The following is a 20,000-nucleotide window of genomic DNA, read 5'->3' as shown; positions in this document are numbered from 1 at the left end:
AATATTAAAACTATTTACACATAAAGAAAACTCCCGCCCTTATTGGTTTTATAATTAACAAACCAATAAGGACGAGAGATATATTCGTGGTACCACCTTAATTTATAAACAGTTCACACTGCTTACCTTTTCTAGTACGCCCCTTATATAGGAACAATACTATAGCACTATAACGTGTGCGAGGTTCCGTCGTAGCCTACTTTTCAAATTATCTAATCAGCAGATTTATATCCAACTGATTGATGATTTATATTCGGTACGAAGCTCTAAGATGTATTCATAATGTGTTTCCCTTATATACCAAATAAATCTGATATATTGCGCCTCTCATCAGCCGGCGGCTTTCTGTAAGTTTCACATATTATTACTTCTTCTTTTCAATGCATTTTTCAATATTCAACTATCACGATTATAAAACAATGAATTTAGAATGTCAACTCAATAATCAACAATAGAATTATTTATCATTTTTCTCTTGAACATCTTTCTTCTAACACCCCAAACAATAAGAAGTCCGATTGAAGCCCCAATACTATCAATCAGTACATCTACAATCCTTCCAGATCTTCCCGAAACAAATAGCTGATGAAATTCATCTGTGCTGGCAAATATTACTGCCACTGCCAATGCAACTAAATAAAGCCATTTGTTTCTGACATTCCACACATATAATGCAAGCACAACAGATAAAGTAAATATCATGTACTCCGTCATATGCGCACATTTTCTAATGGGATACTGCAAGTTTTCAATGAATTTCGCCTCATTCTCGGCATTTACACTAATAATATGCGAATCATTTGCAAAGTGAATAATAGTCGTGGCTGCTTTGGAGCTTAAACCGGATGATTCCTCTGCATTTTGACTAGAAAATCCAAATATAAATAATGCAATTATAACTGGCGGAACCCAAACCAATAATTTCAATATAAATTTTACAACAAATTTCAAATTAAATTTCATACTATTTCCTTTACTTGATAACTTATTATTTTCTGCCTCCGTGTTGGTAATAAAAAACTGCCAACTGCGTTCTATCTCGTAATTCGAGTTTTTCAAGAATTGAACTAAGATAATTACGAATTGTACCTTCGGAAAGAAATGCCTTCTCCGAAATTTCTCTATTGCTAAGTCCTTCTGCTACTAGTTCAATTATTTCATATTCTTTTTTGGTGATATTAAGTTCTCCATAATCAAATATTTCGCTATTTTGTAAAAGATTAGGGAGCTTATCAACAATTAATTCTCCAAAAACAGACTGTCCTTGAAAAACCGCCTCTAAGGCTGGTGCAATCCCTTCAAAATCTTGCTTTAAGATATACCCTTTCACTCCGATTTTCAATGCCTTTACAATATATTCATCATCAGAAAATGTTGTTAAAAACAATATTTTTGCTTTTGGATGTTTATGTATAATTGTTTCTGCAGCCTCTAATCCCGTCATTTTTTCCATTCTGATATCCATCAATAATACATCTGGTAAATGTACATCATATAATATCACTGCCTCTGTCCCATCATTTCCAACTCCTGCGACTTCTATCTTTTCATGCGCATTTAATATTGTCTGTAATGACATCGATACTAATTTATCATCATCTATAATAACTATTTTCATTTGAAATCATCCCCCGTATACTTCTTTGGAATAGAAATAACGATTCTAAATCCCTTACTAGTATTAATATTCAAAGTTCCATTAAAAGTTTCAACCCGTTCGTTTATATTTGATAAACCAATTCCATTATTTTCAAAATTCACGAGGTCTATTTTATCGCATACCGTTCCATTATCTTCTATTGATAATCGAAAGAAGGCTGGATGCTCTCGCAATGAAATATTAACCTTATCAGCGTTGCTGTGCTTAATTATATTTGAAGCGGTTTCTTTTAATACTGAAATAAAACAATATTTTATATTACGAGGCACATCGTTTGACATGTCAAAATCTATATTAACTTCATAGTTCTTCATATCTTTTGCAGCGATTTCTTTCACGGCTTCATTTAAATCAATTGATTCATCATGTAAATCATGTACGCTTGTCCGTATACTCGTCATTGCCATATCAAGCGTATCCTTAATACCTGTTATGTGGGGTTGTAATTCCTTGTCCTTATTAATCGTAAGGACTGCACCAATCTGCAAAATAGAACGTGACAACATATGTCCGACATTATCATGTATCTCTCTGGCAATACGGTTTCGCTCATGTAGCGTTGCTAGATATATCTCACTATCCTGTTTCTCCATTAGATACTTATTTTTATTCTTTAATGCTATCGTCAGTTCTGCACTATTATCTCTATTGATTATGAATTTCTGTTTTAGTTCGGAATAATTGTTACAATATACATTCAGCCATATAGCTATAAATGTAAGGACGAATATACATAACTTATAACTTATATTAATCTTATTCAAATTATTAACAACTGATATAGCCAAAACAATCGCAGGGATCGCACACATTATTATATTTTTTTCATATATATCTTGGAACGTAAATAACTCATTCCTATTTTTGCTTTCACGCTTAACTTTGTTGAATGCCCAAACCACGTTTAACCATTCATATACAACCACGGGCATAAAAAACATGAAAACAGAAAAGTTAACTGAAACTATCGTAAAAATCAGTATTTGTGATAATCGAATAATTTTACCTTCAATATAAATTCCGAAGCTGCTTACTGTAAATGCTAATAAGGCCCCAATTAGAACGATTGTTGATGAACCGCTGTTATAAATAGCCAATGTCAAACAACACATCCAAACGATTAATCTATCACCTATTCCTTGCATAGCTCTCGCACCTGTCTCCATTTCTTTACCAATTATTACTACTATATCAAATTTAGATATACTAATCTACTTTTTTATAGAGAATTATAAAATTTAACCGTATTTGTAAATTATGACAAATGTCATATAAGATGCTTACGTTTTACACTACACACATGTAATTTAAATGTATACAATACACCTATAAGAAATTTCAAAAAATATTAGGAGGATTTGTAAATGAACACATCTGTTGTAAAAATTGAAAATCTAGTAAAACGATACAAAGAACTAATTGCAGTTGATCATTTTAACTTAAACCTTGAAGAAGGTGAAATACTTGGATTGCTTGGACCAAATGGTTCTGGTAAAACAACTACACTGAATTGCCTACTTTCATTACTCACTTATGACAAAGGTAATATCGAGGTATTTGGTAAAAAGATGAGACCAGACAGTTATGACTTAAAGAAAGATATTGGTGTAGTGTTGCAAAACGTTGCCTTATTTGACTCTCTTACTGTATATGAAAACATTGATTTCTTCTGTGGCTTATACATAACTGACAAAAAGCTTCGTAAACAATATGTTGAGGAAGCAATTGAATTTGTAGAATTAACAGAATTCAGAAAGTTCTATCCAAGAAAGCTTTCCGGTGGTTTACTTAGAAGACTCAATATTGCATGTGGTATTGCGCATAAACCAAAGTTAATTATTCTTGATGAGCCAACGGTTGCAGTTGATCCACAAAGTAGGAATAAGATTCTTGAAGGAATCTTAGACCTCAACAAAAATGGTGCCACTATCATATACACGTCTCATTATATGGAAGAAGTTGAACAGATTTGTTCTAGAATTGTAATTATGGATAAAGGAAAGAATCTTGCTAACGGTACTGCTAACGAATTGAAAATGATGATTAAAAATAACGAAACCATCTATATTGATGTTCTCAATCTTTCTAATGAAAACGTAGGAAATATCAAACAACTCAACCATGTATATTCAGCTGATTATTCAAATAATCAATTAGTAGTTAAATGTAATGGCGGCACACATAATCTTATCCATGTTATGAACTATTTGCAGGATAACAATATTAATTTTGGGCGTGTACACTCAGAATTGCCAACACTTAATGATGTTTTCCTTGAAATCACTGGAAAAGAATTAAGAGATTAACCAAATAAATCATTCAGAAAGGAATTCAAATATATGTTTATTCATATTTTCAAATATAGAATCAAACAACTTTTCCATGTGAAAGAATTAGTTTTATGGACATTCGCATTTCCAATTGTACTTGGAACGTTATTTTATTTTTCATTCGGTCATTTACTGAATACTAATGAATTTAATTTCAAACCAATTCCAGTAGCATTAGTATCAGAAGGCATACCAAACAGTGCTTTTGAAACAGTCATTGATCAATTTAGCCAAGAAAATAGTAACCAATTATTCACGATTACTAGCGCAAGTAATAATGAAGAAGCACTTCAATTACTAAAAGATAAAAAAATTGATGGCATTATATATTCAACTGGAACTCCAACAATAACAGTTTCAGGTGATGGTTTAAATCAAAGTATTATAAAATCATTTATTGAGCAATATCTTCAACATGAATATATATTTAAGCAAATCGCTATCAATCATCCAGAAGAATTGACTAATACAATTAATTTGATGTCACAAGATATTAGTTTTAACAAAGAAGTATCTTTTTCCAACTCAAAAATGGATGCACTTTCGCAGTATTTCTACGCACTGATTGCAATGACTTGTTTATATGGTTCAATTACTGGACTTAATACGGTTATGAATATTCAGGCTAATTTATCGGCACTTGGTGCAAGACGAGAAGTTTCACCAGCGCATAAACTCATTGTAATATTCGGTGATTTCTGTGCGTCCGTTGTGGTGAATTACATGTCAGTATTACTCTTATTCTTCTACTTAATCGTCATACTAAAAATCGATTTTGGATCAAAAATAGGATTAATACTACTTACCAGTTTTGCCGGCTCTGTAATTGGTGTATCTACAGGTACTTTTCTTGGATCAGTTGGCAAATGGTCTGACAAAACAAAAGAATCTGTGATTATGGCATTTACCATGTTGTGTTGCTTTTTAAGTGGTCTAATGAAGAACGACATGAAAGATATCATTGAACATACCTATCCAATAATTAATAGACTTAATCCAGCTGCATTAATTACCGACTGTCTATATTCGCTTAATATGTACGATACATATGATCGATTTATTAGTGATATCGCTATTATTGGGATTATGGCATTATTGCTTTGTTTCGGAAGCTTTTTCTTATTAAGGAGGAACAAATATGCAAGTATTTAAAGCATTTTTCAAAACAGTTAAACGGCAATTATCAAGCCTATTTATATATTTCGGTATTTTTCTAGCTTTAACTATATTTCTTACAAATAATGGTCCATCACAACTAGAGACGACTTATAAGCCGACCAAAGTAAAAATTGCCGTGATTGATAGGGATAACACAATTCTTAGTAAAAGCCTATATAAGTATATAGATGATAATCACACAATTGTTAATATTATAGATGATAAAGATACGATGGCAGACGAACTTTTTTATCAAAATGTTGAATATATTGTTATTATAAATCAAGGATTCCAAGATAAAATCAAAGCTGGTGACAGTGAAAATGTGATAGAAAGTGTTAAAGTTCCTCAAAGTGTAAGTGGTGAATTTGTTGATAATCAAATCAATCAATATTTAAAAACCTTAAACATCTATGTATCTTCTGGTTACTCTGTAGAGGATGCTGCGAAATCTGCACTTGATACTTCTGCTATCTCTGCACAAATATCGCTCCACAAAGTTAGTGATACTTCAAACGTACGAAGTTCAACTTATTACTTTTTTGCATATATCCCTTATATTCTTATATGTATACTTACCGTTGGACTTGGATCTATTTTAATTACTTTTAGGAAGTATGACTTAAATTCAAGGATTCAGTGTTCAGCACTCTCCATAACCAAGAAAAATATATCCTTAACTTTAAGCAGTTTGTTATTTAGTTTTTCTTGTTGGGCATTATTTATGGTGTTAGCTGCAATTATGTATAACTCGGATTTTTTCAGTATAAAGGGTTTACTCTATGTATGTAATAGTATTGTTTTCTTATTAGTTGCCATGAGTATTGTTTATTTCATTAGTTATTTTGTTGAATCTTCTAGTACATTAAATATGGCTTCAAATGTTCTTGGCCTTGGACTTAGCTTCCTTGGTGGAATATTCGTTCCTCTTGAATATATGAGTAGCGGTGTTGTCGCTTTCGCAAAGTTTTTACCAACTTATTGGTATGTAAAGGCAAATGAGATTATCGATACTTACACAGGAACTTCTACGCAAATCAATACATTTCTAAGTTATTTAGGAATTGAGTTTATATTTGCCTTGGCAATCTTTTCAGCAGCATTAGCGGCTTCGAAGGTTAAAAAGCACTAAATTCAAGTTACTAAATTATATAAAAAGCTAATTCTGTATTGTACAGAATTAGCTTTTTAACGTTCTATAGTAATAGACCTTTCCCTATTGATTTTGGCTACGGTAATCCGTGGGGGAGATACCAATACTTCGCTTAAATAAAATACTAAAGTACTGTGAATTGGTGTATCCCACCATATTTGCTATCTCGTATGCTTTATAGTCACTTTCACGTAATAGTTTTGCAGCTTTTTTCATTCTAATATCAATTATATAATTGCTTATATTTACATCTAGATATTTTTTAAATAGAGTGCTTATATAATTAGGCGAAAGATATACTTGTCTTGCAATTGTATTAAGCGATAAATCGGTATCTGAAAAATGCTCATTAATATATTGAACAATCTTGTCCATTGTTTCAGCCATATTCCCATGCTTATCTTTTGTCGTTCCAAATAGAATTACTCTAGAGCCTCTTCTACCCTTTTCAATATATTTCACTGTGCTTAAAGCTTCTTCTGCTTCTAGATATGATTTATGGATATCCTCTATTCGTGTATAAAAGTTTCCTCCACCAATCTGCATATTAATTGGATGGGATGATTCGATTTCATAAACCAATAATTCTAATTTTTTCCGAAACATATCCGCAGTTAATTCTACATATCCTTTATAGTTTATTACGAATTTAATGTTTTCCTTATCTTGAAATACAACAGTTAAGAACTCATTCTGTTTAAAAAACTCATTAATATGATTTATTATCTTCTGGTCATTTGAAAGCGTTATAATACTTGTTTCCCTCTTACTGTTATAAGTTTCAATTGCAAATGATAACACAGAAAATAATCCTGTTTTATATTCACTGTTAACATCATCTATTTTCTTCTCTATTTCGCCTTTTTCCAATTTATTAAAACATAACTGTTGGATAAAATCCTTCATAAGATAATCTTTATTACTATCTATTATTTCATTATGTTTTTTATCAATCTCATATTGAACTATAAGATGTTTCACTCTATCAAGAATCACATCATTACTTTCATATTTCATAATATAATCGCTAACATGATACTGTAGTGCTTTCTTTGCATATTCAAATTCTTCATACGCAGATAATAAAAGTATTTTTATTTGAGGGTTGTGTTCATATAAATATTTTGCAAGTTCTATCCCGTCCATAAATGGCATTTTAATATCAGACAAAATAATCTCTGGTATAAATAATTCTATCTTTTCGAGCGCTTCTTTACCATTTTTTGCTTCTGCTACTACTTGAATTCCATTCTCATTCCAGTTAATATTTTTAACGAGTCCTTCTCTTATTATTTCATCATCATCAACTATCATTAATCTGTACATAGCATTATTCTCCTAACTTATCTAAAGGAATGATAATCTTTACCTGGGTATAAACACCTTTACTACTGTCAAACATAAGTTGGGCCTCATTTCCAAAAAACAGTTTTAGTCGGCTGCTGACATTGTATATTCCAAAACCACTATCCATCACTTCATTTGAAAGTGAATTTGCATTTTCTCTGATTTGTTTTAATTCATCTTCTGTCATGCCACAACCATCATCAAATATTTCCAAAATCATTGTATTCTCAGCTTTATATCCTGAAATTACTATCATACCAATATCCTCTTTGTTTTTAATACCATGATATATTGCATTTTCAACCAAAGGTTGTAATGATAATTTTAAAATATTCATGTCCATAATATTTTCAGCAATATTAATACTATATTCAAAATCTTTTTCATATCGATATTTTTGTATAAAAAGATAATTTTTGATATGTTCTATTTCCTCTTTCACAGAAATAATGTCCTTTCCATTACTAAGGCCTAATCGATAAAACTTTGACAAAGCTTCACACATTTTGCTTGCCTTGCTATTTTCTTTCAAATTAATTAGTTGGTTGATTGAAGCTAATGTATTATACAAAAAATGTGGTTGTATCTGCGCCTGAAGCATAAGGAGTTTCAATTTCGCCTTTTGCTCTTGCTCAATGCGTACTTGATCCAATAATTTTTCAACAGACATTTTCAAACTTGATAGCCCATTTGCTAACGTTGTAAGTTCATACCCTGACTTCACTTCAAATTCAACGTTGGGATTAGTCTGAAACTCAATTACTTGCTTTGACAATTTTTCAATAGGTCTTGTGATTAATGTCGCTAAAAATGCAGAAATAATAATGGCTACTACCAATACAATTATTATAATCAAAGTTAAGACGTAGGCCAATTGTCTTGAGCTACTCATCAAATCATTATATGGTACAACTGACACTAGATACCAGTTATTTACTTTTAATGGTGCATAATATAGAAACATATTTTGGTTTGAATTTGTGCCTTTTATTTCTGTATTTACAGTATTCACTTGTGCTTGTTGTAATAGCAAATCTTGTTCCTCTTTTGTTAACATAAATTTCTCATCAACTACATCTGATATCATATATCCATCTTCGCTCAATAACATAGCATATCCATTTTCACTAATTTCTACCTGATTCAATAATTTTTCAAAATAATTACTTTTTAAATTAAGAATCATTGTTCCGATTTCTTCATTTTTTAAATTTTTAAGTTTTTGTACAATAGTAATTACATTTCGAGGTATTTTTGTCTTAAAGATGCTATCTTCATGATTATTAATCCAGATATACCCATAATTTTCTGGATTCTGGTTAAGATTATAGGATCCAAGATCGGCAGATGCCTTATCGTATACCATATCTTTATAAATCTGTACTACCGTTCCATGTGAATTCTCAAAATATATTGAATCCATTATTTCGCCATTGTTAGAATATATCTCATCCATTTTATTATAAATCTCAATAATATCATCATACTTTTGAGCACTATTTTCGGAACTATATCTATCATTAACAAGCCTCCACAGGCTTAAATTATCTCCAAGTTTATTATATTGATTTAAAATTATTTCAAGTCTGCTATTAAACATTGTTGCTGTTTGTTTTGTTGTATTATTAATTAAATAAGTTGAGTTTTTCTTGACTTGATTTGTTTCAAAAAAATATATAACTATAGCTATAACAATGCCACAAATCAACCCTATTACAGTCAAAAATAACATTAACTGTTTCTTAAAAGGAAGGTTCCTATATACTTTTTTTAACATTTTTTCTTCCTCCTATACATAATTTCCAAAGTATAACATATTAAAATACCATTTGCAAAAGTAACAAACAAAACACAGACCTCGAATGGTTTAAAATGAGGTCCATGTTTTGCTGTTATTATATTTTATTTCTTTAATGAACTATGATATTCACTATTGGCTTCTTCAAGTGCAGCAGCCCAATTATCTAATAGTTTCTGTGGTGTCATTTTCCCAGCCATTACTGACTGAATATTGGCTTCCATATCAGCTTGGATATTTGAATACGTTGGTAAATAGTATGGTGTATCATTAAATTTTATTGTTTTATCAGTTTCAATTTTAACGCCTACACTCATGTATGGTGAATCTGAAAAGAAAGAATCTTTTGCAGCTTCTGTATTTGCTGGTATTTCACCATATAGTTGACAATATTTTGTATTTACTTCCTTGCTCAAGTAAAGCTGCATTACTTTCCATACCGCATCTTTATTCTTTGATTGTGAATTCATTGATAATCCAAGTGGCATTAAGCCTGCATGAACTACATATCCTTGTACGCTTGCTGGAAATACAGCTGCCTGGAACTTACTGTAATCGCTTTGAAATGCAGTAACCATAGATTTTGCTGAGCCAAGATTATGAACAACAATACCTGCTTTTCCAGACTGGAATGCATTTGCAAGTTCAGCCCAACCCTTTGTAAGGTCATCCTGAGATGTATAAGTATTATAAGTATCCACTAAGTACTTTTGTACAAATTCTACATTTTTTGCATTGTTGATTGTTGATTTTCCATTTGCATCAAAGTAATTTGTAACTCCAGAATATGCATACATTAACATTTCTAATGTATTTGCACTTCCGCCACCGCCTCTAATTGCCAAACCATATTTGTCGCTTTTCTTATCAGTCAATTTCTGTACGGCAGTAAAAAAGTCAGGCCAATTTGTAGGAACTTTCATATTGATTGCGTTTAACCAATCTGTTCTTACCCACATATTCCATGTTTGAGAGCTATATGGTAATGCATAAAGACCTGTTCCATTTGGATCATATGTTTTATTTGATTTGATTAATTGCTCATTGATTAAGCCTTTGTCTGACCAGTTATTAAAATAATCATTCATATTTTGGTAATAACCATTGGTTACTAATTCTGGTCTAAAATCATTTGTGATGTCTGGTGCTGTTCCTGCTTGAATTGCGACATCAAGCTTTTGTCTGTAATCAGTAAGGTTACCAGGAACCCCAAGCATATCCAAAGTGATATTAGGATAAACTTCATGTACATACTTTGCAAACCAATCAAAAAACTCCTGTCTTTCTTGGGTTACTGATGCTGCCCAGAATGTTACTGTGGCTGGATCATTCGGATTTTGTGTCTCACCATTAGAACCAGAGTTCTTGGTATTGCCACAGCCTGTAAATAAAGCTGTTGATGCGATTACTGTTGTAAGCAGTAATGCTGATAATTTTTTCAATTTCATGTAAATTTCCTCCTCAATACATATTTATAATAATATTTCATTATTATCCTTTTACTGAACCTGAACTCAATCCTGCTATTAAATATTTTTGAATGAAAGCGAATAAGATCACTGGTGGAATCAATGCTATAACGCTCCCAGCTGCTAATGCAGGGTAGTTGACGGAGTATTCTCCTATCATTGATTTCAAGCCTACTGGAATCGTAAATTTCTTTTGTGTCTGAATAAATGTAAATGCAACCAAAAACTCATTCCAACATCCTATAAATCCAAAAGCCGTAACAGCTACAAAGCCTGGCTTTAACAATGGCATTATAATCTTAATCAGTATCGTAAATCTTCCAGCTCCATCAACCATTGCTGCCTCATCAACTTCTTTCGGAATCGCATTTACAAAACTCCTCATCAAAAGTGTATTAAATGGTGTCTGCAATAAAACGTTGAATATAATAAGAGCTAATGGTGTATCAATTAAGCTAAGGTTTTTAAACACTGAAAACATTGGAACAATGTATAAAATTACAGGCATCATCTGAGTTCCAAGTAATAGAATAATCAAAGCATTTTTACCTTTAAAAGAATATCTGCTAAGTGCATAAGCATTAAATATACAAAGCAAGCTTATGATGATGACTGAGCTAAATGATACAACGATACTATTTATAAAATATTTTGCGAAACCACTCTTTGTCCATACAAATATGTAATTTTCAAAGTTAAGTTTTTTAGGTAGATATTGAATTGTTTCTGATGTGAATTCTGGCAAGGTTTTAAATGAAGTTGACAAAGCCCATAAAAACGGTATTAATACAATAATTACTGTTATTAACAAAGGTATATATACAAATAATATTTTGGCAATTTGTTTTTTTGTTTTATAATTCATTTTTTTCGCCTCCATAATGACTTAACTTTATATATAAGACTGCAAATATTAGAAGGAATAAGAATGTAACTACACCAATTGCTGAACCATACCCATAATTACCTTTTATAATTGCTGTCTTCATCATGTAAATTGGCAAGGTTGTTGTTTGATTCATTGGACCACCATTTGTTAATGTGAAAATCATATCAATTGAATTGAATTCCCAAATTCCACGTAATAGCGTTGCAAATATAATGCTTTCTTTCAAAAATGGAAGTGTTATATATATAAATGTCTTTATTTTTCCACAACCATCAATTGAGCTTGATTCATATATATCCTCGGGAATTGATTGCAAAGCGGCTAGTATATTGATTGCAAAAAAAGGTACGCCCCTCCATAATTCAGCAACTACTACTGCCGGGAAAAATGTTTTTGAATTAGATAACCATGCTACTTTTTCATGAATAATTCCAGTTTTCATAAGAAGATCATTAATCAATCCACTGGACTGGTCATACATCAAGGTCCAAAGCATCGTCACCAAAACTCCAGATACTGCCCATGGGACAAGTGCTACAGCTCTAGCTGCACCCCTTCCTTTGAATTTCTGATTCAAGATTAAGGCAACAATCATTCCTAAAACTAATTGAATACCAACTTGCGAAACCACCCACTTCAAGGTAATTACTGCCGAGCTCCAAAACAATTCATCCTTTGTAAATAGCTTTACGAAGTTATCAAAACCTACATATCCGTTGGCAAATATATTTTTTAAATTATAGTTTTGCATGCTTAAATAAAACACTTTAATTATAGGATATCCCATAAAACATAAAATCAATATAACTGTTGGACTAATCAGTAAAAATGGGAAAATCTTATCAAAATTGATTTTCTTTTTTGCCGTTTCCATCTGTTTCATAAGTTTATTTCCTTTCCTCTTTATTTTTTAATGTATCTATGTTTATATATTAAATTAAATAAGACGTAATGGAAATAAACTATTCATCAATTAGTGTTTGTTATCTTACAAATATTAAAAATATATTAAGAAAGTATAAAAATACAAACGATTATAAAATATAAATTGTAAACAAGATATATTTTGATAAGCTTTCATTTGAAGCAACAAAAAAGTCAATATTAATAGACATAGTCTATTAATATTGACTTTTTAATTATATTGACTTTTATCAATACAACTCAATATTATATTAAATTATACATTCAAAACTCTCATTGTGTTTGTAACTCCAGGTATACTGTGATCAGTTGTACTAGCAGCTAAACCACATGAAACGACTACCAAATCACCATCTACTACATATCCTGCATTCTTAGCTGATTCTACAGCATTGCTAACAATTTCATCTGTTGTTTTTTCTTCTACTGATTTCACTGGTCTTACTCCCCAATAAATCTGCATTTTTCTAAGAACTTTATCAGAAGGTGAAACTGCAATTATTTGTATTGATGGTTTCATTTTTGAAATAAGTCTAGCAGTAAAGCCAGAAATAGTTGGAGTAATGATTGCTTTTGCATTTAATGTTGCTGCTGTTGATACTACTGCGGCTGCAACTGCACTTGATACATTACGTTTTGCATGAAGGATTACATTTTCAAGCTTTGTTTCTAAATGTTTTTCTGTTGTTTCAGCAATCTGAGCCATGATTTTACAAGCTTCAACTGGATATTTACCATTTGCTGTTTCGCCTGAAAGCATAATACAATCAGTACCATCATAAATTGCGTTAGCAATATCTGTTACTTCTGCTCTTGTAGGACGTGGATTTCTAATCATTGAATCAAGCATTTGTGTAGCTGTAATTACTGGTTTGTAAACCGCATTACATTTTTTGATGATCATTTTCTGAATATGTGGAACTTCTTCAGCTGGAATTTCAACTCCCATGTCACCTCTAGCTACCATGATACCATCACTAATTGCAATGATTTCGTCGATATTTGAAATACCTTCAGCATTTTCAATCTTAGCAATTATTTGAATATCTGAATTGTGTGCTTTTAAAATATCTTTGATTTCTTGAATTACAGCTGCATTTCTTACAAATGAAGCTGCGATGAAATCATAACCTTGCTCTGTAGCAAAAACAATATCGCTTTTATCTTTTTCTGTAAGTCCTGGAAGTTTGATATTTACATTAGGAACGTTAACACCACGTTTTTGTCCAACTTCTCCGTTATTAACGATACGACATACAATTTCAGTACCATCTTTGATTTCAAGTACTGTAAGTTCAATCAAACCATCGTCAATAAGGATTGTGTTACCTGGTACAACATCTTCTGCAAGTCCTGCATATGTGATTGAAGAAATTTTATCATCACCTATGATTTCTCTTGTTGTTAATGTGTAGATATTTCCTTCAACAAGTGTAATCTTTTCATCTGTCTTTAATAATCCAGTTCTGATTTCAGGGCCTTTTGTATCAAGTAACATAGCAATTGGTTTACCGATTTCTTCTCTTACGCCTCTAAGCAATTCAACTCTGCCTTTTTGTTCTTCATGGTCACCGTGTGAAAAATTAAATCTTGCAATATCCATTCCGTTTAATGCAAGTTGTTTCATCACTTCTCTGTCATTTGTGTTTGGTCCCATTGTGCAAATAATTTTAGTCTTTTTCATAAATTCCTCCATAGAAATATAATATATTGTAATTTACCAATCTTCATCCTTCGTTATTATTATTCATTATTTTAACGTTAATTATTATTGGGAAAATTAGAAACATTTTCTTTTGTTTCATTAGTAACATGTTTATGTGTGTATAAATGCTCGCTGCAATATTCATAATTGCCTTCACATTTTGAGCAAAATCTAAATATGAGATCATCACCGTCATTCTCTGTTTTACCACAAACTGCACATTTGTGCTTTGTAATTTTGTGATATTTATTCGTTACATTTGCATCACTTGTACCACTTGTACTGTTTGTACTATTTGTACTACTTGTACCCGCTTGATTATTTTGTTTTGTGCTTCCACCAAAACCTTTGTAATTATCTTTCATAGCTTGTGAATATCTTTTTTGTGTCTTTGTTTTCTGATTTGATCTTGAAATCAAAAAGAAAACTATAAAATTTAGCATTGAAACCAAAGCTGCTGTCGCTAAAACATATGCTGAATATACATATCCAGGTGCAGGCAATACTCCAATAGAAGACAAACCCAACCATATATTAGTTGGTAACCAAGGTGTTAAGTATCCAAACACAATTGTTGCAATAAAAAATGCTGCATCCAAATATGCCAACCACTTAATTTTGATAGGAATAAAAAAGAATAGTAATAACTGCATATCTGGCTGTACTGTCGCAAAAGCCATAAATAATGCCATATTAAGATAATATGTGTTAAGTTGAAGGTTAACTCCAAATACCAAGTATATCAATATTGCTGCCAAAACGTGAAGTATAACTCCCATAAAGAAATATACATTGAATCTAAAGGCTCCCCACGCACGTTCTAAAACCGTGCCGATCATATAGTATAAGTATAATGAGAAAAATATAAATATTACACTTGTGGTAGTGGGTTGAATTATAAATGTTATAATCCTCCAAACCTGACCATGCAAAATCATCTCTGCATTGAGCGAAAAATATTCGACATAAACGATTGGATAAAAAAGATTAATTATGAATCCAAAAGCATATAACGCAATTATATAGAACATTAAATTCTTAATTGCATACTTACTATACTTGCGTTCTAATTTACTAAACCATTTCATACATTACCAGTACCTTTCTGTTTGGATAAGCCCAAAGACGCTTTTACCATTATACGGATACGAGCCTGTTTTGTCAACGAACACTTTATTAAGAGTTTATAAACGTTTATTAAAAATTGTTTTTCTTGAATATTTAATTAATCTATACTATAATAATACAGATTATATTAAAAAGTGACTTGCAATAAGGGAGGCTGGCTTTAGCCAAAATAATTATGAATAATACATATAAATTAGGAATTGATATTGGTTCCACAACTGTAAAAATCGCTATATTAGATGACGACAACAATATCTTATTTTCAGACTATGAAAGACATTTTGCTAATATTCAAGGGACTCTTCAATCTCTTCTATTAAAAGCAACGACACAACTAGGTACCTTTGATGTATATCCTGTGATCACTGGTTCTGGAGGACTCACACTTGCAAAACATCTAGGTATTCCTTTCACTCAAGAAGTGGTAGCTGTTGCTACTTCGCTTATTGATTATGCACCACATACAGATGTTGCAATTGAGCTTGGTGGCGAAGATGCCAAAATTATTTATTTTACGAATGGAATAGATCAACGTATGAATGGTATCTGTGCCGGTGGTACAGGATCATTTATTGACCAGATGGCAACTCTTCTTCAAACAGATGCAACTGGTCTTAATGAATACGCAAAAAATTATAAAGCAATTTATCCTATCGCTGCTCGATGCGGCGTATTTGCAAAAACGGATATACAACCGCTTATTAATGAAGGAGCAACAAAGGAAGATTTATCTGCATCTATCTTTCAGGCTGTTGTTAATCAGACGATTAGCGGACTTGCTTGTGGTAAACCAATACGTGGAAATGTTGCATTTTTAGGTGGTCCTCTTCATTTCCTCTCAGAGTTAAAAGAAGCATTTATTAGGACTCTTAATTTGACTCCTGAGCAAACGATTGCCCCAGTGCATGCACATCTTTTTGCTGCTACTGGTTCTGCAATGAACTTTAATCCAGAAATCGTCGTAACTGTTTCTTCTATTATTGAGAAGTTAAATGGAAAGATTAAGATGGAGTTTGAAGTTGAACGTATGGAGCCTTTATTTAAAGATGAAGTCGAATACGCTGAATTTTCAAAGCGCCATAGTTCTCATAGTGTTAAGGCTGCTGATATCGCTACCTATAAAGGTAACTGTTATCTTGGAGTTGATGCTGGATCCACTACAACCAAAGTTGCTTTAGTTAGTGAAGATGGCGATTTGCTGTATTCCTTCTATAGCAGTAACAACGGTAGTCCACTTGCTACTACGATTCGTTCCATCAAGGACCTCTATAGCAAACTACCAAAAGAAGCGGTTATTGTACGTTCGTGTTCAACTGGATATGGAGAAGCATTAATTAAAGCCGCTCTTTTACTTGATGAAGGTGAAGTTGAAACTGTTTCACATTATTATGCTGCAGCATTTTTTGATCCAGCCGTTGACTGTATCGTTGATATTGGTGGTCAGGATATGAAATGTATCAAAATCAAGAATCAGACAGTTGACAGTGTCCAGTTAAACGAAGCATGTTCTTCCGGTTGTGGATCTTTTATTGAAACATTTGCAAAGGGACTCAACTTTGAAATTGAAGAATTTGCTAAGGTTGCACTATTTGCAAAACATCCAATTGATCTTGGAACGCGCTGCACTGTATTTATGAATTCAAAAGTAAAACAAGCTCAGAAGGAAGGCGCTGATGTTTCAGATATCTCTGCTGGTCTTGCTTATTCTGTAATCAAAAATGCATTATATAAAGTAATTAAAATCACAGATCCAAAAGATCTTGGTAAACATATCGTTGTTCAGGGTGGTACTTTTTATAATGATGCAGTTCTTAGAAGCTTTGAAATGATTTCAAAATGTGAAGTTGTACGTCCTGATATTGCCGGTATTATGGGAGCCTTTGGTGCCGCTTTAATTGCTAGAGAAAGATATGACGCCATTACAGAATCCACGATGCTTACAATAGATAATATCAATGCGCTTTCATTTGATACAAAAATGGCTCGATGCAAGGGATGTACGAACAACTGTCATCTTACAATTAACCGTTTTTCTGGTGGCCGACAATTTATCACTGGTAATCGTTGTGAACGAGGTCTGGGTCAGGAAAAAAACAAAGAAAATATTCCGAATCTTTTTGATTACAAATTACATAGATTATTTGACTACGAACCACTCACCGCTGACAAAGCTGCAAGAGGTGTTGTAGGAATCCCTAGAGTTTTAAATATGTTTGAAAACTATCCATTTTGGTACACATTCTTTACAAATTTAGGTTATCGGGTAATACTTTCACCACAGTCAAGTCATCAAATTTACGAGCTTGGTATTGAATCGATTCCAAGTGAATCTGAATGTTATCCAGCAAAATTAGCGCATGGACATATTTCATGGTTAATCAAACAAAATGTTAAGTTTATCTTCTACCCTTGTATTCCTTATGAGACAAAAGAAATAAATAAGACCAACAATCATTACAACTGTCCTATCGTTACTTCCTATGCAGAGAACATCAAAAATAACGTAGAGGAAATAAAGACTGAAAATATTGACTTTAGGAATCCATTTATGTCATTTGAAACTGAAGCTTTGCTTTCAAAACGTCTAGTTGAAGAATTCCAGACCGAGATTCCTGCAAAAGAAATCAAGGCCGCTGTAAGTGCTGCCTGGTCTGAAATGAAAGCTACACGTGAAGATGTTCGTAAAAAGGGTGAAGAAACGATCAAATATTTAAAGGAAACCGGAAGACGCGGTATTGTTCTCGCGGGACGTCCTTATCATATTGACCCAGAAATCAATCATGGAATACCAGAATTGATTAATTCATATGGAATCGCTGTTCTTACTGAAGATTGCATATCACATCTTGGAAACGTAGAACGTCCTCTTATTGTCATGGATCAATGGATGTATCACTCTAGGTTATATGCAGCAGCTAGTTATGTAAGAGACACAGAATGCCTTGATTTAATACAGCTCAACTCATTTGGATGCGGTCTTGATGCCGTCACCACAGACGCTGTAAGCGACATTTTGAACAAAGCCAACAAAATATACACTGTACTAAAAATAGACGAAGTAAACAACCTTGGAGCGGCTAGAATACGTATTCGTTCTCTTCTAGCTGCACTTCGTGTCCGTGATCAGAAGCATTTCCACAGAAAAATCGAATCTTCAGCTTTTAGAAGAGTTGAATTCACTCATGAAATGAGACAAAATTATACGATACTTTGTCCACAGATGTCTCCTATTCACTTTGATTTATTAGGACCAGCACTTTCATCCTGTGGCTATAATTTCGTAGTACTTGATAATGACAACAAAACTTCTGTAGACATCGGTTTGAAATATGTGAATAATGATGCTTGCTACCCATCTCTTATGGTAGTTGGACAAATTATGAGTGCTGTTTTATCTGGCAAATATGATTTAACGAAAACTGCAATTGTCATTAGTCAAACAGGTGGTGGATGCCGTGCATCTAACTATATTGGTTTCATTCGCCGTGCGCTTGAAAAATCAGGACATAGTGATATCCCAGTAATCTCTCTTAGTGCAAGTGGAATCGAAACGAACTCAGGTTTTAAGTATGACCTCATGATGCTTAAAAAGGCTATGCAGGCAGTTGTGTATGGGGATGTATTTATGAACGTATTATACAGAACCAGACCTTATGAGGCTACTCTAGGCTCTGCAAATGCACTTCATGACAAGTGGCGTAAAATCTGTATTGCACAATTAACGCAAAAAAAGGTTAGTATGCATGAATTTAATTTGAACATTAAAGATATCATAAGTGAATTTGATCAACTTCCACTCTTAGATATTATCAAACCTCGCGTTGGTGTCGTAGGTGAAATCCTAGTAAAATTCCTACCATCCGCAAATAACTATATAATAGATTTACTTGAGGCCGAGGGTGCAGAAGCTGTGATGCCTGATTTAATGGGATTTTTACTCTATTGCGCAGAAAATGCAAAGTTCAAAACCAAATATTTAGGTGCAAGTAAAAAATCCGAAATCAAGAGCAATATAATAATCATGCTTTTAGAATGGTTTAGAGGCGGTGCTAAGAAAGCGCTTAAACAAAGTAATCGATTTACACCACCAGCCAAGATCAGCGAAACTGCGAATCTTGCAAAAGACTTAGTATCTCTTGGTAATCAAACTGGTGAAGGTTGGTTATTAACTGGTGAGATGATTGAGTTAATACATAACGGAGCCAGCAATATCGTATGCTGCCAACCATTTGCATGTTTGCCTAATCATATTGTTGGAAAAGGTGTTATTAAAGAAATTAGAGTTGCTTTCCCTGATTCAAATATCATCGCGATTGATTATGATCCAGGCGCTAGTGAAGTAAATCAATTGAATCGAATTAAGTTGATGTTGGCTACGGCGGAAAAGAATATTGCTAAAGGGTAGGTCACCTAATTGCTAAATTGAATATGAATTTAAT

Annotated in this window: 14 protein-coding genes; 4 read left to right on the top strand and 10 right to left on the bottom strand. The window is 32.5% G+C overall.

Going from position 1 to position 20,000, the window contains the following annotated elements:
* Window positions 1-438 precede the first annotated feature (438 nt).
* From BMY18_RS09365 to BMY18_RS09355, 3 genes are read right to left on the bottom strand one after another with little or no spacing between them, the layout of a single operon-like run.
* On the bottom strand, window positions 439-963 hold the full coding sequence (locus tag BMY18_RS09365) for a VanZ family protein (protein WP_092453303.1): 525 nt from the start codon (window positions 961-963) through the stop codon (window positions 439-441).
* 25 nt (window positions 964-988) lie between these two features.
* Complete coding sequence (locus tag BMY18_RS09360) at window positions 989-1,618, bottom strand: response regulator transcription factor (RefSeq protein WP_092453301.1); 630 nt, start codon at window positions 1,616-1,618, stop codon at window positions 989-991.
* Entirely contained in the window at window positions 1,615-2,805 is a 1,191-nt protein-coding gene (locus BMY18_RS09355; RefSeq protein ID WP_170841365.1) for a sensor histidine kinase, read from the bottom strand. The genes BMY18_RS09360 and BMY18_RS09355 overlap by 4 nt, the downstream gene beginning before the upstream one ends.
* Before the next feature lie 219 nt (window positions 2,806-3,024).
* On the opposite strand from BMY18_RS09355, the gene BMY18_RS09350 reads away from it, so the two are divergent.
* The 3 genes from BMY18_RS09350 to BMY18_RS09340 are packed head-to-tail and all read left to right on the top strand — an operon-like array spanning window position 3,025 to window position 6,280.
* Window positions 3,025-3,966 carry an ABC transporter ATP-binding protein gene (locus BMY18_RS09350; protein WP_092453297.1) on the top strand — a complete coding sequence of 314 codons (942 nt, stop codon included), beginning with the start codon at window positions 3,025-3,027 and terminating at the stop codon, window positions 3,964-3,966.
* 33 nt (window positions 3,967-3,999) lie between these two features.
* Window positions 4,000-5,142: an ABC transporter permease gene (locus BMY18_RS09345; RefSeq protein ID WP_092453295.1), complete on the top strand. Its 1,143-nt coding sequence runs from the start codon at window positions 4,000-4,002 to the stop codon at window positions 5,140-5,142.
* Window positions 5,129-6,280 carry an ABC transporter permease gene (locus BMY18_RS09340; RefSeq protein ID WP_092453293.1) on the top strand — a complete coding sequence of 384 codons (1,152 nt, stop codon included), beginning with the start codon at window positions 5,129-5,131 and terminating at the stop codon, window positions 6,278-6,280. The genes BMY18_RS09345 and BMY18_RS09340 overlap by 14 nt, the downstream gene beginning before the upstream one ends.
* Before the next feature lie 84 nt (window positions 6,281-6,364).
* On the opposite strand, the gene BMY18_RS09335 is transcribed toward BMY18_RS09340, so the two are convergent.
* The 7 genes from BMY18_RS09335 to BMY18_RS09305 form a co-directional block, all read right to left on the bottom strand.
* On the bottom strand, window positions 6,365-7,627 hold the full coding sequence (locus BMY18_RS09335; protein ID WP_092453291.1) for a response regulator transcription factor: 1,263 nt from the start codon (window positions 7,625-7,627) through the stop codon (window positions 6,365-6,367).
* Between the two features lie 4 nt (window positions 7,628-7,631).
* Window positions 7,632-9,425 (bottom strand): sensor histidine kinase, encoded by a 1,794-nt coding sequence (locus BMY18_RS09330; protein WP_092453289.1) that lies wholly within the window; start codon window positions 9,423-9,425, stop codon window positions 7,632-7,634.
* 125 nt (window positions 9,426-9,550) lie between these two features.
* Window positions 9,551-10,894, bottom strand: a complete 1,344-nt coding sequence (locus tag BMY18_RS09325) for an ABC transporter substrate-binding protein (RefSeq protein ID WP_092453287.1) — start codon at window positions 10,892-10,894, stop codon at window positions 9,551-9,553.
* Window positions 10,895-10,937: 43 nt separating this feature from the next.
* Window positions 10,938-11,780: a carbohydrate ABC transporter permease gene (locus tag BMY18_RS09320; RefSeq protein ID WP_092453285.1), complete on the bottom strand. Its 843-nt coding sequence runs from the start codon at window positions 11,778-11,780 to the stop codon at window positions 10,938-10,940.
* Window positions 11,770-12,687, bottom strand: a complete 918-nt coding sequence (locus tag BMY18_RS09315; protein WP_092453283.1) for a carbohydrate ABC transporter permease — start codon at window positions 12,685-12,687, stop codon at window positions 11,770-11,772. Before BMY18_RS09315 ends, BMY18_RS09320 begins: the two co-directional genes overlap by 11 nt.
* Window positions 12,688-12,984: 297 nt before the next feature.
* Window positions 12,985-14,412 (bottom strand): pyruvate kinase, encoded by a 1,428-nt coding sequence (pyk, locus tag BMY18_RS09310; RefSeq protein WP_092453281.1) that lies wholly within the window; start codon window positions 14,410-14,412, stop codon window positions 12,985-12,987.
* A 77-nt stretch (window positions 14,413-14,489) separates the two neighbouring features.
* Entirely contained in the window at window positions 14,490-15,521 is a 1,032-nt protein-coding gene (locus BMY18_RS09305; protein WP_092453278.1) for a rhomboid family intramembrane serine protease, read from the bottom strand.
* 215 nt (window positions 15,522-15,736) lie between these two features.
* On the opposite strand from BMY18_RS09305, the gene BMY18_RS09300 reads away from it, so the two are divergent.
* Window positions 15,737-19,966 carry a 2-hydroxyacyl-CoA dehydratase gene (locus BMY18_RS09300; RefSeq protein ID WP_092453275.1) on the top strand — a complete coding sequence of 1,410 codons (4,230 nt, stop codon included), beginning with the start codon at window positions 15,737-15,739 and terminating at the stop codon, window positions 19,964-19,966.
* Window positions 19,967-20,000 lie beyond the last annotated feature (34 nt).

Origin of the sequence: [Clostridium] fimetarium (assembly GCF_900111235.1) — a bacterium.
Taxonomy (GTDB): domain Bacteria; phylum Bacillota; class Clostridia; order Lachnospirales; family Lachnospiraceae; genus Clostridium_N; species Clostridium_N fimetarium.
The sequence above is the reverse complement of the archived record's forward strand: the minus strand, read 5'-3'. Positions and strand labels throughout refer to the sequence as shown.